Source organism: Bacillus sp. FSL K6-0923, assembly GCF_038630825.1.
GTDB classification, from domain to species: domain Bacteria; phylum Bacillota; class Bacilli; order Bacillales; family Bacillaceae; genus Bacillus; species Bacillus pumilus.
In genome coordinates, this window is sequence record NZ_CP152044.1 from 927,845 (window position 1) to 944,387 (window position 16,543).

Genomic DNA, 16,543 nt, shown 5'->3' on the forward strand with positions numbered 1-16,543 from the left:
CTACAAACAGTATACAACAAATAAGGTTCTTTTCAGAACGTTAGCCCTCGGTCCAATGAGAAGGAGTATAGATATGAAAGACATTCAAGAAAAGCTGGACCGCAAAGATATTGCGGGCTTTCAGCATGATTTAATTGATTGGTATGAAAAAGAACAACGAACACTTCCGTGGCGTGAAAATCAAGATCCATACCGCGTCTGGGTATCAGAAGTGATGCTTCAGCAAACGAGAGTAGATACGGTCATTCCGTACTTCAACCGGTTTATGGAGCAATTCCCGACGGTGAAAGATCTCGCTTTAGCTGATGAAGAAAAGGTCATGAAAGCATGGGAAGGTCTTGGCTACTACTCAAGAGTGCGTAATTTACAGGCAGCTGTGAAAGAAGTATATGAATCCTACGGTGGCATTGTCCCTGATACGAAAGAGCAATTTTCAAAGCTCAAAGGTGTAGGTCCGTATACGAGCGGCGCAGTACTGAGTATCGCCTATAACAAGCCGTACCCTGCGGTAGACGGCAACGTTATGAGGGTCATTTCCCGTATTTTGTCCATATGGGATGATATTGCAAAACCAAAAACGAGAAATATTTTCGAGTTTGCGGTCGATCAGCTCATTTCCCGGGAAAAGCCATCAGAATTCAATCAAGGGCTGATGGAGCTTGGTGCGCTCATTTGCACCCCAACATCCCCTGCATGCCTCATTTGTCCTGTGAACATGCATTGCTCGGCACTCGAAGAAGGTGTTCAGCATGAGCTCCCAGTGAAAAGCAAAAAGAAAAAACCGACTGCAAAATCAATGGCAGCAGCGGTGTTATTTGATGACGCAGGCAACCTCTATATTCATAAGCGGCCAAGTACAGGCCTTCTTGCGAATTTATGGGAATTCCCTAACTTGGAAACCATAAAGGGAAGAAAAACGGAAAAAGAGCAGCTCATGGATTTCTTAAAAGAGGAGGCAGGTGTACAAGCAGAGCTTGGTGACTTAGAAGGCACCATTCAGCATGTATTTACCCACCTCATCTGGAATATTTCTGTTTTCTTTGGACGAGTTACCTCTATATCTGATGACACGATGCTGAAGAAAGTCACAACAGAAGAATTTGAGGCATATGCTTTGCCAGTCTCACACCAAAAAATTTGGAAGCTGGCACTTGAGCAGCCTAGTCGTATTTAACCGTTGTCCCGTGGGTATAATCAGCTTCATTTCGGTGCAGACCCCCGCGGTTTTCAATTTCAGAAATGATTTCTCGATACTTAGATTGCCCTTCTTCGTTTAAATAAGGTAAAATTTGTTGGAAAGCATGATGAAAGTAAGCAAGCTCAGTATCTTTCCATTGATCCTTGGACATCATGCCAAGCTGGCTTAAATCGCGTCCGACATACATGAATGTAACCTCCTAATAGGAACTTTCCTATTAGTGTGAAGCGAATGAACCAAAACTATTCAAATCAGGAGATGAACCATAATGAGTCAACGTAAATGTGCATTAATTACAGGCAGCAGCAGAGGAGTAGGGAAAGAAGTAGCCCTTCGTCTCGCTGAAAAAGGATATGACATTGTCATTAACTATGCGAGAAGCAAAAAAGCCGCACTTGAAACAGCGGAAGAAATTGAAGCGATGGGTGTCAAAACATTGGTTGTCAAAGCCAATGTAGGCCAGCCTGAGAAAATTAAAGATATGTTTCAGCAAATCGACGAAACCTTTGGCCGTTTAGATATATTTGTGAACAATGCGGCATCAGGTGTTCAGCGTCCTATCATGGACCTTGAAGAAAATCATTGGGACTGGACGATGAATATCAATGCAAAAGCGTTACTATTTTGCGGACAAGAAGCGGCGAAACTAATGGAGAAAAACGGTGGCGGACATATCGTCAGCATTAGCTCACTAGGCTCTATTCGCTATCTTGAAAATTACACAGTTGTTGGCGTCTCAAAAGCAGCATTAGAAGCATTGACGCGTTATCTATCTGTGGAGCTGTCACAAAAGAATATTGTCGTGAATGCCGTATCTGGCGGCGCGATCGATACAGATGCACTTAAGCACTTCCCGAACCGAGAAGAGCTTTTAGAAGACGCCAAGAAAAATACACCAGCTGGCCGAATGGTGGAAATTAAAGACATGGTCGACAGCGTGGAATTCCTTGTATCAGGCAAGGCAGATATGATTAGAGGACAGACGATTATTGTGGATGGCGGACGTTCTTTGCTTGTTTAAAAAAATCATGAATAGGATTTGCACCTTCTGCACAAATTAATGTGCGTGGAGGTGATAATGATGGACAAACAACAAAACAAAACAAACGCACAACAAGTGAAGAAACAAAACCAAGCTGCTGCACAAGGTGGTCAATATGGCACTGAATTTGCTAGCGAGACTGACGCACAGCACGTAAAAAAATATAACCAAAAAGCTGAGCAAAACAAACAACAAAACAGCTAATCACTGAAACAGAGAAAGCACTTCATCTACGAATGAAGTGCTTTTCTTTTTGCCTCTCCCCACCATCCGACAAAACCTGTAAAACCTCTACATAAACAGTCAAAGGATTTCGGCGATCTTTCAAGAAATGGTATACAGACAAAAAGTGGTTGAAAATAAAAGGGAGGAGTTAGATGTCTGATTTCGATCAGCTTGTAAAAGAACAAATGCAGCTCATGGATCAACTGCTCAATGTACAGGGAGAACTCGATCTATGCTTAGAAACAGAAAAACAATTGCTGCAAGATGAAAAAAAAGAAGAGTGGACCAGGCTTCATGATCAAATCAAACAGAAACGTGTGGAACTGCAAAGAGTTCAAACCTTGTTTACAAAACAGACAGAAGAGGTCATCAATTCATATAAGCAGATGGAAAAGAGTTCAACCGTGATGTAAGACAGTGTGCCGTTCAATTGGGTTGAATGGCTTTTTCATTTCATTTTTTAATGATGTAACGGTATAATATAATAGAGACATGTTTAGTTGGGAAATTAGGTCTTTGGACTGTTAGGTTTTTTTGTTATAGAAAGTAGGGGAGAAAATATGGGCTATCCCAAGGAAGGAGAAACCATCCAAATTCAAAGCTATAAACACAATGGCTTGATCCACAGGATTTGGAATGAAACCACCATTCTGAAAGCAACGGAATTGTGTATCATTGGTGCAAACGACCGGACAATGGTGACTGAATCCGACGGCCGTACTTGGATGACGAGAGAACCGGCTATTTGCTATTTCCATGCAAAACAATGGTTTAATGTGATTGGGATGCTTAGAGATGATGGGGTATATTATTACTGCAACATCAGCTCTCCTTTTGCAACAGATGAAGAAGCAATTAAGTATATTGATTACGACTTAGATGTCAAAGTCTTTCCGGACATGACGTACAATATTTTGGATGAGGATGAATATGCAGATCATAAGAGGCAGATGAATTATCCAAAGGAAATCGATAGTATCTTAAGAGAGCATCTGAATACATTATTGCATTGGATTCACCAGCGGAAAGGTCCGTTTGCTCCTGAATTTGTGGATATGTGGTATGAACGTTTTTTACATTATACAAAATAAGCAAGAGCAGCAAAAACCTGTTTAGCTTTTTAGGCTAACAGGTTTTTGATTGCGTACGGATAAGAGGCACTGATAGATTGGGAAGGAGATTTACATGGGGGTCATTAAACGTTACATGGCTTTTGTAACACCGTATAAAAAACAGATTGCATTGACAATGGTCATCGGGATGATCAAGTTCTCGATTCCCTTAACATTGCCTCTGCTTTTAAAGTATGTCATTGATGATGTCATTCAAGGCTCGGGGTCGGCTGAAGAAAAGACATCATCTCTACTGATGATTATGGGAATCATGCTCGTCTTATTTTTAGTGATGCGACCGCCTGTTGAATACTATAGACAATACTATGCGCAGTGGACAGGCAGTAAAGTATTATTTGATATTCGAGAAAAGCTGTTTTCGCATATTCAAAAGCTCAGCCTTCGTTATTATGCCAACACGAGAACAGGAGAAATCATATCTAGAGTCATCAACGATGTGGAGCAGACAAAAGAGTTTGTCATCACAGGTCTTATGAATATTTGGCTTGATTTGATGACCGTGCTCATCGTGATCGCCATTATGTGTACACTGGACATCAAGCTCACCATCGTTTCTGTCATTATTTTTCCGTTATATGCGTTTGCAGTGAAGTTTTTTTACGGCAGGCTGCGTAAGCTGACAAAAGAGCGGTCACAGGCGCTGGCTGAAGTGCAAGGGCATTTGCATGAGCGGGTACAAGGAATGCCGGTTATTCGGAGCTTTGCCATTGAAGAATATGAACAAGAGAATTTTCATGATGAAAATAAAAATTTCTTAAACAAAGCGATCAATCATACGAATTGGAACGCCAAAACATTTGCCGTCGTCAATACCATTACTGATATTGCACCGCTATTAATCATTGCATTTGCTGGCTACACCGTCATTAATGGATCACTTTCGATCGGGACCATGATTGCCTTTGTCGGTTATATTGACCGGATGTACAACCCGATTCGCCGCCTCATAAACTCATCCACGACTTTAACTCAGTCGGTAGCGTCAATGGATCGTATCTTTGAATTTATTGATGAGCCATACGAGGTAACAGATCGACCGAATGCAAAAGAAGCCGATCATTTAAAAGGAGAGGTCGAATTTAAAAATGTGTCATTTCGTTATGAACACACGCAGGAAGAGATTCTCAGCAACATCTCCTTGAAAGTAGAAAAAGGACAAACGGTTGCGCTTGTAGGAATGAGCGGTGGGGGGAAGTCCACTCTCGTCAGCTTAATTCCAAGATTTTATGATGTGACAAACGGATCACTTGAAATTGACGGCATTGATATAAAAGAGTACAAAGCAAGAAGCCTTCGAAATCAAGTCGGAATGGTGCTGCAGGATACATTCTTATTCAGTGACACGATTAAAGAAAACATTGCCGTTGGAGATCCAGAAGCTTCTTTTGAAAAAATCGTTTCGGCTGCAAAAGCGGCAAATGCCCATGATTTTATCATGTCTCTTCCTGAAGGATATGACACGAAGGTAGGAGAACGGGGCGTGAAGCTGTCAGGGGGTCAAAAACAACGGATTTCCATTGCAAGGGTCTTTCTAAAAAATCCACCGCTGTTGATTTTAGATGAAGCAACGTCTGCACTAGATTTAGAAAGTGAACATTACATTCAAGAAGCGATGCAAAAGCTAGCAAAGGACCGCACAACCTTTATTGTCGCGCACCGCTTATCAACAATTACACATGCTGACCTCATTGTCGTCATGGAACAAGGTGAGATTGTGGAAAAAGGAACACACGAAGAATTAATGAACAGAGACAGCCACTATCGCCATCTTTTTACCATTCAAACATTAAATTAGTAGAAGCCTATCCGATTCTAGCGGATAGGCTTTTTTATGCTTGTCAAAAACATGACATATTTCCCAGCTTGTCTCAATACAATTTTAAAAAGTATGACGGGGTGGTGAATATGTGAAAGAACAAGACGTGCTGCTAGATGTCAAACAGCTGTCCATTGCATTTCAGCAAAAAAAGCAAAAAGTACCCATCGTCCATCACATATCGTTCTCGATTCAAAAAGGAGAAACCTTAGGAATTGTTGGCGAATCTGGCTGCGGGAAAAGTATCACATCTATGTCATTAATGGGGCTGAACCAGCAAACAGAGACAACGGGAGAGATCCAATTCGAAGGGCAAAACCTGTTGTCGCTTTCAGAAAAACAGTGGCGAGAAATAAGAGGAAATGACATTTCGATGATATTTCAGGAACCAATGACTTCTCTGAACCCATTAATGACCATCGGCAAACAAATGACAGAAGCCCTTTTCACACATCAAGCAATCGGTCAAAAAGAAGCAAAAGCGAAGGCGGTTGATCTGCTTCAGACCGTCGGATTGAAGCAAGCCGAATCGTTGCTTAAAAAATACCCGCATGAATTATCAGGCGGCATGCGTCAGCGTGTGATGATTGCGATGGCGATGCTTTGTCACCCAAAGCTCATGATCGCAGATGAACCAACAACTGCACTTGATGTGACCATCCAAGCGCAAATCCTTCGCCTGCTCAAAAAGCTGAACGAAGAGATGGACACCGCGATCTTATTTATTACCCATGATCTAGGCGTTGTACGGCAAATATGCCAGCGAGTCATGATTATGTATGCTGGTCGAATCGTAGAAGCAGGAACCGTTGACCGTATTTTTCAAAAACCTCTGCATCCCTACACAAAAGGTCTTTTCGCCTCAGTTCCATCGTTCAAAGAGAAAAAAGAAAAGCTCATCTCTATTGCAGGTCATGTACCGAAGCCAGGGACCATTCGATCCGGCTGTCAATTTGCCGCGCGCTGCCCCTATCAAATGGCGCAATGTCTTGAAGAAGACCCCGTTTTACAATCCATTGAACAGGATCACCGCGTGGCGTGCTTTCTAATGGAAGGAGGAGAAGACACTGAGTCACCCACTCTTGCAAGTGAATCAGCTGACAAAACGGTATGACACAGCCGCTTTTTTTTCTAAACATAAACAATCGACTTTGGCTTTAAATCAAGTGTCCTTTCACGTGAAGGAGGGGGAAACACTTGGCATTGTTGGTGAATCAGGCTGCGGGAAATCAACACTTGGCAAAAGCTTAATGAGATTAACTGAACCGACGTCAGGCTCTATTCAACTGAAAGGGCAAGAGGTCACTTTTTTGAAAGAAAGAGAGATGCGTTCTTTAAGAAAAGACATTCAAATGATTTTTCAAGATCCATATGCTTCATTAAATCCACGAATGAAAATCAAAGATATTTTAGAGGAACCGCTCATTGTTCATCGACATGGGACGAAAGCAGAAAGACGGAAGTGGGTCAAAGAGATGCTGCATATTGTCGGTTTTGATCCTTCCTACGGGGAGCGTTATGCGCACCAATTTAGCGGTGGACAGAGGCAGCGTATTGGGATCGCTAGAGCACTCATTACCCATCCAAGTCTTGTCATTGCCGATGAACCGGTTTCAGCTTTAGATGTATCCGTTCAAGCGCAAATTTTAAATTTGATGCTTGAATTGCAAAAGACGCTTTCTCTGACGTATCTATTTATTTCTCACGATCTTGGCGTTGTCAGGTATATGAGCGACCGAATCGCAGTCATGTATGCTGGACGCATTGTCGAGATGGGGCCTGCCGAAGACGTATTTCACAGCCCGCTTCATCCTTATACATCGCTGCTTCTGAAATCCATTCCACATATGGATCACGTGCTAGAGACGCAAGATGTGTCGGCAGAAGAGTCTGCAATGACGCCAAGCGGCGGTTGTCCTTTCTACAAAAGGTGTCCAAAAAGGTGGGAGAAATGCTTGAAAGCAGCACCTGCTTTGTATGAGGAGGAGCCGGGGCATGCGGCGGCGTGTTACTTATACCAAAAGGAGGAACACAATGAAGAAGACTTGGTTGTTCAGTAGTTTCATTTTTGTGCTCGTGCTTGCACTATTTTTGGGGGGATGCTCGTCCGCTCCGTCATCAGAAGAGAAGGCAACAAAAGACACTCTCGTATTTGGCAGAGGAGGAGACTCCACTTCACTTGATCCAATCACAACAACAGAAGGCGAAACCTTCAAGGTCACAGAGAATATGTTTGAAAAGCTCCTGAATTACGGTGAGAAAGACACGACCATCCACCCAGGTCTCGCAACAGACTGGGATGTTGCAAAGGACGGAAAATCATACACATTCTACTTAAGAGAAGGTGTGAAATTTCACGATGGCACAGACTTTAACGCAGAAGCAGTGAAATTCAACTTTGACCGCTGGATGAATGGTGATGCAGAAAAATTTCCTTACTATGGCATGTTTGGCGGCTATAAAAAAGATAAAGGACATGTCATTAAAGACATCATCGTCAAAGGTGAGCATGAAGTAGAATTTCAGCTAAAGCGACCGCAGGCGACATTTCTTAAAAACATTGCCATGTCACCGTTTGGCATCGCAAGTCCTGCGGCTGTTGAAAAAAGCGGCGACTCCTTTCGCGAGAATCCAGTAGGAACAGGACCATTTAAGTTTAAAGAGTGGAAACAAAACGACCGTATCGTATTAGAAAAGAACGAAGATTACTGGCAGAAAGATAAACCAAAACTGAATCAAATCATCTTCCGCTCGATCCCAGAAAACTCGGCTCGCTTAAATGCCTTGAAAACAGGCGAAATCGATTTGATGGATGGTGTGAATCCGTCAGATTTAGATGGCATTAAAACGGATAAAGCACTCCAGCTCATTGAAAGACCATCAATGAACGTAGGCTATATCGGACTGACTGTCACAAGAAAGCCGCTTGATAACAAGCTTGTTCGTCAAGCGCTCAATTACGCGGTCGATAAAGAATCCATTATTAAGTCATTTTATGGCGGACTTGCCGAACCAGCAAAAAATCCTCTTCCTCCAGCTTTAGAAGGCTACAATGACGACATTGATCCGTATCCGTATGATCCCGAAAAAGCGAAGGAACTTTTAAAAGAAGCGGGCTTTCCTGACGGCTTTCGCATCAAGCTTTGGGCAATGCCTGTACCGCGTCCATATATGCCAGATGGGATGAAGGTAGCAGAAGTCATTCAATCAAACTTTGAAAAGGTCGGCGTCAAAGCAGAAATTGTGACATATGACTGGGCGACCTATTTAGATAAGGCAAGTAAAGGAGAAGCGGATGTGTTCTTGTTAGGCTGGACAGGGGACAATGGCGATCCTGATAATTTCATCTACACACTTTTGGACAAAGACAGCATTGGCGGCAACAACTATACATTCTTCGAAAACGATAAAATGCACGACATCCTCATCGAAGCGCAAACAGACACAGATCAAAAGAAACGAAATGAGCTATATCAAAAAGCGCAGGAAATCATTCATGACGAAGCACCTTGGATTCCATTGGTGCATTCGATCCCAATGCTTGCAGCATCTAGTGATTTAAAAGGCTACCAGCCGCATCCAACTGGTTCAGAAGCTTTGACTGACGTGTATTTCGAATAAGCAAATAAGGGAGATCTTGTATCTCCCTTATTCAAACAAAGAAAAGGCGGTGAAAGCTGTTTGTTTGCTTATTGTATGAAGCGGGCAGGAATGCTCATCCCAGTATTGATCGGAATGACATTGGTCGTGTTTTCAATTATACGGTTTATTCCAGGGAACCCAGCACAGGTTATCTTAGGACAGCGGGCAACGAAAGAAGCAGTAGAACAGTTAACCATCCAGCTCGGTTTAAATCAGCCTTGGTATGTTCAATACGGACATTACATGCTGGGCCTTTTAAAAGGAGATTTAGGGACTTCGATACGAACAGGAGCGGCTATTGCCCAGGAAATGAAACCATACTTATTTGCGACGTTAGAATTAACCTTTTTTGCCATGGTGCTGGCGATCGTTGTGGGGGTAAATGCCGGAATCATCAGTGCTTGGTTTAAGCATTCTTTCTTTGATTATGTCGCGATGTTTATTGCACTCATTGGAGTGTCCATGCCGATTTTCTGGTTAGGCTTAATGGGGCAATGGCTGTTCTCAATTGAATTAGGTATTTTACCGACAACGGGCCGTGAAAACGTCAGAAATCCAGTGGAGTCAATCACCTATATTCATACACTGGACACGCTTTTGCAAGGCCGGTTTGATCAATTCACTGACAGCATCAAGCATTTGATCTTACCAAGTACAGCACTGGCCACAATTCCTGCTGCGATTATTGCGAGGATAACAAGGGCAAGTATGCTGGAAGTGCTTCATTCAGATTTTATTCGAACAGCAAAAGCAAAAGGAGTACGTTCATTTTTCATCATTTATCAGCATGGGTTGAAAAATGCGCTTATTCCGATCTTGACGATTATTGGTCTTCAGACAGGCCTCTTGCTAGGCGGAGCCATTTTAACAGAGACCATTTTTGCATGGCCGGGCATTGGGCGGTATATATATGACGCCATCAGCTATCGTGATTACCCAGTCATTCAAACTGGCATTCTCGTTATTGCGCTCATATTTGTCCTGATCAACTTCATTGTGGATATCTTGTATGCGGTTATTGATCCAAGGATTAAATATTAGGGAGGGAGAGTGATCAAATGGAAGCACAAAAAGAGTTTGAACCACCTCAACCAAAAGAAGAACGCTCTCAATCATTGATTCTTGAATCGATGAAGCTGTTCTTTCAGCACAAGCTGGCGGTCATTGGCAGTGTGATTGTCTTTTTATTTCTGATCTTAGCAATATTCGCACCGCTCATTGCTCCTTTTGGAATCAATGAACAATCTCTCGGTGAGCGATTTAGTGCACCATCAGCTGCGCACTGGTTTGGTACAGATGATTTCGGCAGAGATATATTCTCAAGAGTTGTGCATGGCGCGCGGATTTCCTTATGGGTTGGTTTCTTCTCGGTTCTCGGGTCTGTCATTTTAGGCACACTGCTTGGATTGATTGCAGGCTATGGCGGTAGAGTGCTAGATGCTGTGATCTCGAGAGTGTTTGATATTTTACTCGCTTTTCCTAGTATTCTACTGGCGATTGCGATCGTCTCCATCTTAGGCCCCTCCTTACAAAATGCCCTTATTGCCATTGCGATTATTAATGTCCCAACCTTTGGACGGCTCGTTCGTTCAAAAGTGCTGAGTATTAAACAAGAAGAATACGTGCTAGCAGCAAAGGCGGTTGGGATGTCACACCGCCGCATCGTGCTGCGTCACATTCTGCCAAATAGTATGGTGCCGGTCATCGTACAGGCGACGCTTGCGATCGGAACAGCGATTATTGAGGCAGCAGCTTTAGGTTTTTTAGGATTAGGTGCACAGGCACCAAGCCCAGAGTGGGGGAAAATGCTTGCCGATGCGAGACCTTATCTCGTTCAAGCCCCTTGGACATTAATTTTCCCAGGTGTCGCGATCATGCTGACAGTTTTAGGTTTTAACCTGATGGGAGATGGATTACGTGACACACTGGATCCTAAAATGAAGAAAATAAAATAAGACCAATTCTAGGAATTGGTCTTTTCTGTCTATGCTTCTTTTTCTTCTGTCTCAATTTCACTGTCTTTTGGGTGATACGTCTGGAAGCTTGTAATCAATGTATCTAAATGCTCTAGTTCATCACGGTATTCGATGATGCTGGACATAACATTTAGCATATTGTAATCGAGCAAGTCATTTTCTTGGTTTTGCTGATGCTGGATAAATGATTTCGTTAACGTTTCAAGACGAAGAGAGCATTCATTTTGAAATTCATCGTCCTGCGGTTTCATTTTACCGACGAATTTCATCAAGGTGCGCTCATGCCAATACAGTAAGTAATCAATTTCATCTGTTAAGCTTTCCCTGAAATGCTCTGGCATCAAATGAATTTCATTTTCTAATTTATGAAGCTTTTTCAGCAAGTAAAGAGCGCGATTCGATGCCATAATGGCCTGTCTAAACAAAACGAGCTTTCTTGATTTTACATAGGTTGTTTTCTTTAAATAGCTTCGTTCCTCTTTGTATAACAAGTAAATGTGATCTAATTTGATCATGCGTTCTTTTATTTGATCGATGTCATCCTTTAAAGTGGAATGATCAGTAGACTGTCTGGAGCTCAGACGGATCCATTTTAAAATCTCCTCCGTATTTTCCATAATGTGATGAACAAGCTTTGTTTCATACTTTGGCGGCAGGAAGATTAAATTCACTAAAAATGAAGAAAGAACTCCTAACACCACAGTAGCTGTTCGAATTAAGGCAAAGGAAAGGAAATGATCCCCTGCACTTTCTAAAATCGCAATGACGGTTACAAGTGCAATTGGAATCGTGTGTTCAATCTTCAGCTTTAAATTAATGGCGATGACCATGACGGCGGTTAAACCGATAATGACTGGTCCAGTGCCAAAAAGCAGACCGAACGTAATGGCAAGTGCTGCCCCGATAATATTGGCTTGCACTTGATCAATAATCGTTAAAAAAGATCGATAAATAGATGGCTGGATAGCAAATACAGCTGCAATTCCCGCGAAGACGGGCGTTGGCAACCCAAGCCATGTTGCCAGGTAAAGCGCGAGTACAATGGCAATACCGGTTTTTAAAATACGGGCTCCAAGTTTCATTGGTTTTGTCCCTGCATTCCTTTCTTTTAGATAATAGATGATCACTCGTCATTTATTATAAATATTTTGATGAACAACTAAGTAATATACAGCGGTCTTCCGAAATATTCAAGTGATTTTTGAAAGTTCATGAAAACATCAAAAGAAGGTATTGAGAAGAAATGTAACAGATTCACACGCTTTTGACAAACAAGAGCTGATAAATAAAAAAACAGGCGCATCTTTTTACGCCTGTTTTTGACCCTATTATGATTGTTTCAACTGTTCAAACGCATGATCTACTGCTTGCAGTGTCTCAGAAATATCTTTTTCAGTATGTGCGATCGTTAAGAACCAAGCTTCATATTTAGAAGGAGCGAGGTTAATCCCTTGCGAAAGCATTAATTTAAAGAAGCGGGCGAACATTTCGCCATCCGTATTTTCAGCCTGCTCATAGTTTACAATGGTTTCTTTTGTGAAGTAGACAGTAAGAGCCCCTTTTAAGCGGTTCACTGTAATATCTACTTGATGTTTTTTTGCATGGGCTAAAATACCTTCTTCTAGCATAGCGCCAAGCTGATCTAGACGCTCGTAAACACCATCTTGTTTTAACACTTCCAAGCAGGCAATACCAGAAAGAATGGATGCAGGATTTCCTGCCATCGTGCCAGCTTGATAGGCCGGTCCAAGAGGAGCGACTTGCTCCATAATTTCTTTTTTACCGCCATAAGCACCGATCGGAAGTCCGCCGCCAATGATTTTTCCTAATGCAGTGAGGTCAGGTTTTACTTGAAGCAAGTCCTGTGCGCCTCCGTACATAAAGCGGAAAGCTGTAATTACTTCATCATAGATCACAAGTGCGCCCTTTTCATGAGTGAGGTCATTGACTTGTTGCAGGAAACCGTCCTTAGGTTCTACGATGCCGAAGTTCCCGACAATTGGCTCGACAAGGACAGCTGCGACTTCATCGCCCCATCGATCCAATGCTTCTTTGTAGCTGTCAATATCATTAAATGGAACGGTAATGACTTCATTGGCGATGCTCTTAGGAACGCCTGCTGAATCAGGGGTTCCTAAAGTGGAAGGACCAGAGCCAGCTGCCACAAGTACAAGATCAGAGTGACCGTGATAGCACCCGGCAAACTTAATGATCTTTGTTCTGCCTGTATATGCACGTGCCACACGAATCGTTGTCATCACCGCTTCAGTACCTGAATTGACAAAGCGAACTTTGTCCAAAGCAGGCATGGCTTCCTTCAGCATTTTAGCAAAAGTGACTTCATGCTTCGTTGGCGTTCCGTAAAGGACACCTGTTTCAGCCGCTTTTGTAATCGCTTTTGTAATATGAGGGTGGGCATGTCCTGTAATAATGGGGCCGTATGCTGCTAGATAATCGATATAGCGATTACCGTCAACATCCCAAAAATAAGCGCCTTCTCCTTTTTCCATAGCCACGGGTGAACCGCCGCCTACTGCCTTATATGAACGAGAGGGGCTGTTGACACCTCCAACAATATGCTCCAGCGCCTCTTGATGTAATTTTTCTGATTCTGTGAATTTCATAAATAGCCTCCTATCTCAACGTATCACGTCGTCTATCATTATTTTAACATGCCAATGCAAGCGTCCTTAGTTGAATATCCTCTCAAAATTGGATAGGCTATTTAAAAAATAGGTTGGAGGGATTGTGTCATGACAATCGAAGTAGGCCAGCAAGTACCTGAAATCGAATTAACCGGTGACAACGGGGAGAAAGTAAAGCTTTCTGACTTTAAAGGAAAACATATTGTCCTTTATTTTTATCCAAAAGATATGACACCCGGCTGTACAACAGAAGCATGTGATTTCCGCGATCGCCATCAAAGCTTTGCAGAATTAGATGCTGTCATTATCGGCGTAAGCCCAGACAGTCAGGACAAGCATCAAAAGTTTAAAGAAAAACATGATTTACCGTTCTTACTTCTTGTAGACGATGAACAGAAATTGTCTGAAGCCTTTGGAGTATGGAAGCTGAAAAAGAACTTTGGCAAAGAATACATGGGCATCGAACGTTCAACGTTTCTTATTAATAAAGAAGGAACGCTTGTGAAAGAGTGGAGAAAAGTTAAGGTGAAAGACCACGTAGAAGAAGCGCTTGAGGAACTAAAAGCTCACGCTTAATATCATCACAGGATAGGACCGGCACACATGCCGGTCTTTTTTGTGAAGAAGAATAGGTAAAAAAGAGGATTGTAATTGACAAAGATTCGGCTCTGGGGGTACACTATTTATAAAGATTATAATATAAGAATATTTTTGAAGAGAGGTGCATGATGAAATGGCTGCTCACGAACTAAAAGACGCTTTAGATGCTTTGAAAGAAACCGGTGTTCGAATTACTCCGCAGCGCCATGCCATCTTGGAGTTTCTCGTAAATTCTATGACTCACCCAACCGCGGACGATATATATAAAGCACTTGAAGGTAAATTTCCAAATATGAGTGTCGCAACGGTTTACAACAATTTACGAGTCTTCCGGGAATCTGGATTAGTAAAGGAATTAACGTACGGTGATTCCTCAAGCCGATTTGATTTTGCGACATCTGACCATTACCATGCGATTTGTGAAAACTGCGGAAAAATAGTGGACTTTCATTATCCTGGCCTTGATGAAGTTGAACAGCTTGCATCCCATGTGACGGGCTTTAAAGTCAGTCATCATCGCTTGGAGATCTATGGGACTTGTCAAGAATGTGCGAAAAAAGAAAATCATTAATGAAAAAGCTGACCGGTTAAATGGTCAGCTTTTTTTATGACTTTTTTCGATTGTAGGATTCATCAAACTCTTTGCCTTCTAATGCTGGATCGAGTGTAAGCGGCTCTCTGCAATGCATACACATGTCCACCCGTCCAAGCACTTTTGTTTCCTTCTCACAGCCTGGACATACGACACGGACTGCCTTCGTAGAAAGCATACCGATCCAAAAGTAAACCACTGTACTCAATCCGATCGATAAGACGCCGAGCAGCATAAAGAAAGTCGACAGCCAAATCGATTCCTTGAAGAACACACCGATATACATGATCAGAAAGCCAACAAAAACCAAACTAAGTGCAAATGTTCTGATTTTATTAATCTTACTGGAGTATTTCGCCATCCCTAGTCCCCCTTGTCTCCAATATAGCACATTTTACCTTTCCGTTTGAATTAGATATAGAGTTTTGTGAATAAATTGCTTATAATGGTTCAATGATCTTTTTTCTTGAATTGAAGGAATTTTGATTCTATGAGGAGAAATACATAGCATTAGAGAAGAACTTTACACCCGAGTATTGGAGGAATCACTATGGAAAATCTTCTCCGTCCTATTTATCAAGAGAGAGCAAGTCATCCAGACACATTGGCTGTGATTATAGTAGAAAGAAGACACAAGGTATCTTCTGAGACGGATAACTTTGATGCAGCACTTCTAGTCATTGTAAAAGAAGCGGAAGAGCCGTTATTTATCAAGCACTATGAATCGGATCACCAAACAGCTTCTTTAAATGTTGTCACAGATGAGCAGTTGAAGGAATGGATTACCCTTGGCACGAACCGCCGAATCATTGATTGGATTTTGAATGGGAAAGTCCTATTTGACCGAAATGAATATATTTTTAACTTAATTGATGACCTGAGTACATTCCCATTTTCAAACCGCAAACTTAAAATCGGTTTAGAATACGGCAAGCTAATTCGCAGATATATAGAAGGAAAAGCATTTTTTGAGTCAAATCAATTCCTTGATGCATATAATTCAATTGTGCATGCGCTGCATCATTTGGCACGTATTGAAGTAATCGATAAAGGCTTCCATCCAGAAGTGACAGTTTGGAATCAGGTGCGACATATGGAACCGGAAGTTTATAAACTTTATTCAGAACTCATTGAAAGCCACGAAAGCCTTCATAAGCGTTTGGAACTTTTATTTTTAGCAAATGACTTTTTGATCCATTCAAAAGCAGAAATTGGTGCCGCTCATTTGCGTCATGTCATGGAACAGCAAGATATATGGCTTTTTGGCGAGCTGCTCGCGCATCCTGACCTCAAGTATTTCACGCCTGACCTTAGCGTCATGATTGATTTCTTTGTGGAAAAAGGAATTGTCCAAGTGGAGCCGATTGAGACAAAGGGGCAAAAAATCTATCATCGAGGATATTTTGTGAAAAAAGATATTGACGCCTGAATATTATGATGGTATATTATTATACGTCGCTAACGAGCAACTAAGTTGCTTTGAAAGAAAAGCTGACAAAAAGAAATTCTAAAAAACACTTGACGCACACAGCGTCGAAATGTTATATTAAGAAAGTCGCCTCTGAGAGACGACGAAGATGATCTTTGAAAACTAAACAAGACAAAACGTACCTGTTAATTCGAGTTTTTATAAAAAAATCCTATGTAATATCATAGGTAGTCAGTCAAACGCTG

Annotated in this window: 17 protein-coding genes and 1 pseudogene; 14 read left to right on the forward strand and 4 right to left on the reverse strand. The window is 42.0% G+C overall.

The features are described from left to right. The first annotated feature begins 73 nt into the window (after positions 1–73). On the forward strand, positions 74–1,174 hold the full coding sequence (gene mutY, locus MHI16_RS04545; protein WP_058015781.1) for an A/G-specific adenine glycosylase: 1,101 nt from the start codon (positions 74–76) through the stop codon (positions 1,172–1,174). On the opposite strand, the gene MHI16_RS04550 is transcribed toward mutY, so the two are convergent. Beyond that, positions 1,161–1,385: a hypothetical protein gene (locus MHI16_RS04550; RefSeq protein ID WP_044139672.1), complete on the reverse strand. Its 225-nt coding sequence runs from the start codon at positions 1,383–1,385 to the stop codon at positions 1,161–1,163. The two genes, mutY and MHI16_RS04550, sit on opposite strands and share 14 nt — an antisense overlap. Positions 1,386–1,466: 81 nt before the next feature. Between MHI16_RS04550 and fabL the strand changes: the two genes are divergently transcribed. The 10 genes and pseudogenes from fabL to MHI16_RS04600 all read left to right on the forward strand — a co-directional run bounded on the left by fabL (position 1,467) and on the right by MHI16_RS04600 (position 11,011). Beyond that, positions 1,467–2,219 carry an enoyl-[acyl-carrier-protein] reductase FabL gene (gene fabL / locus MHI16_RS04555; RefSeq protein ID WP_003217873.1) on the forward strand — a complete coding sequence of 251 codons (753 nt, stop codon included), beginning with the start codon at positions 1,467–1,469 and terminating at the stop codon, positions 2,217–2,219. 75 nt (positions 2,220–2,294) lie between these two features. Further along, a pseudogene (locus tag MHI16_RS04560) lies at positions 2,295–2,444 on the forward strand (gamma-type small acid-soluble spore protein); the annotation flags it as partial. Positions 2,445–2,617: 173 nt separating this feature from the next. Beyond that, positions 2,618–2,878 (forward strand): YgaB family protein, encoded by a 261-nt coding sequence (locus MHI16_RS04565; RefSeq protein ID WP_137055487.1) that lies wholly within the window; start codon positions 2,618–2,620, stop codon positions 2,876–2,878. Positions 2,879–3,025: 147 nt separating this feature from the next. Next, positions 3,026–3,556 (forward strand): DUF402 domain-containing protein, encoded by a 531-nt coding sequence (locus MHI16_RS04570; protein WP_012009337.1) that lies wholly within the window; start codon positions 3,026–3,028, stop codon positions 3,554–3,556. Between the two features lie 94 nt (positions 3,557–3,650). Beyond that, positions 3,651–5,393, forward strand: coding sequence for an ABC transporter ATP-binding protein (locus MHI16_RS04575; RefSeq protein WP_061407155.1), 1,743 nt, complete (start codon positions 3,651–3,653; stop codon positions 5,391–5,393). Positions 5,394–5,505: 112 nt separating this feature from the next. Then, on the forward strand, positions 5,506–6,528 hold the full coding sequence (locus tag MHI16_RS04580; protein WP_058015784.1) for an ABC transporter ATP-binding protein: 1,023 nt from the start codon (positions 5,506–5,508) through the stop codon (positions 6,526–6,528). After that, on the forward strand, positions 6,497–7,474 hold the full coding sequence (locus MHI16_RS04585) for an ABC transporter ATP-binding protein (protein ID WP_081042364.1): 978 nt from the start codon (positions 6,497–6,499) through the stop codon (positions 7,472–7,474). The genes MHI16_RS04580 and MHI16_RS04585 overlap by 32 nt, the downstream gene beginning before the upstream one ends. Further along, positions 7,449–9,035 carry an ABC transporter substrate-binding protein gene (locus MHI16_RS04590; RefSeq protein ID WP_058015786.1) on the forward strand — a complete coding sequence of 529 codons (1,587 nt, stop codon included), beginning with the start codon at positions 7,449–7,451 and terminating at the stop codon, positions 9,033–9,035. The genes MHI16_RS04585 and MHI16_RS04590 overlap by 26 nt, the downstream gene beginning before the upstream one ends. A 60-nt stretch (positions 9,036–9,095) precedes the next feature. After that, on the forward strand, positions 9,096–10,097 hold the full coding sequence (locus tag MHI16_RS04595) for an ABC transporter permease (protein ID WP_058015787.1): 1,002 nt from the start codon (positions 9,096–9,098) through the stop codon (positions 10,095–10,097). A 17-nt stretch (positions 10,098–10,114) separates the two neighbouring features. Then, positions 10,115–11,011, forward strand: a complete 897-nt coding sequence (locus MHI16_RS04600; RefSeq protein WP_050944722.1) for an ABC transporter permease — start codon at positions 10,115–10,117, stop codon at positions 11,009–11,011. Between the two features lie 29 nt (positions 11,012–11,040). Here the strand turns inward: MHI16_RS04600 and MHI16_RS04605 are convergent, their stop codons facing one another. Together MHI16_RS04605 and MHI16_RS04610 are read right to left on the reverse strand one after the other, a co-directional pair. Beyond that, on the reverse strand, positions 11,041–12,114 hold the full coding sequence (locus MHI16_RS04605; protein ID WP_058015788.1) for an aromatic acid exporter family protein: 1,074 nt from the start codon (positions 12,112–12,114) through the stop codon (positions 11,041–11,043). Between the two features lie 246 nt (positions 12,115–12,360). After that, positions 12,361–13,656: a glutamate-1-semialdehyde 2,1-aminomutase gene (locus tag MHI16_RS04610; RefSeq protein ID WP_058015789.1), complete on the reverse strand. Its 1,296-nt coding sequence runs from the start codon at positions 13,654–13,656 to the stop codon at positions 12,361–12,363. A 129-nt stretch (positions 13,657–13,785) separates the two neighbouring features. On the opposite strand from MHI16_RS04610, the gene bcp reads away from it, so the two are divergent. Continuing rightward, positions 13,786–14,253: a thioredoxin-dependent thiol peroxidase gene (gene bcp / locus MHI16_RS04615; protein WP_012009346.1), complete on the forward strand. Its 468-nt coding sequence runs from the start codon at positions 13,786–13,788 to the stop codon at positions 14,251–14,253. Positions 14,254–14,410: 157 nt separating this feature from the next. Beyond that, positions 14,411–14,848: a peroxide-responsive transcriptional repressor PerR gene (perR, locus tag MHI16_RS04620; protein ID WP_012009347.1), complete on the forward strand. Its 438-nt coding sequence runs from the start codon at positions 14,411–14,413 to the stop codon at positions 14,846–14,848. A gap of 34 nt (positions 14,849–14,882) precedes the next feature. On the opposite strand, the gene MHI16_RS04625 is transcribed toward perR, so the two are convergent. Further along, a complete protein-coding gene (locus tag MHI16_RS04625; protein ID WP_003217804.1) occupies positions 14,883–15,230 on the reverse strand; it encodes a YgzB family protein in 348 nt (115 codons plus the stop codon). Positions 15,231–15,419: 189 nt separating this feature from the next. Between MHI16_RS04625 and MHI16_RS04630 the strand changes: the two genes are divergently transcribed. Further along, complete coding sequence (locus MHI16_RS04630; RefSeq protein ID WP_003217861.1) at positions 15,420–16,298, forward strand: nucleotidyltransferase-like protein; 879 nt, start codon at positions 15,420–15,422, stop codon at positions 16,296–16,298. Positions 16,299–16,543 lie beyond the last annotated feature (245 nt).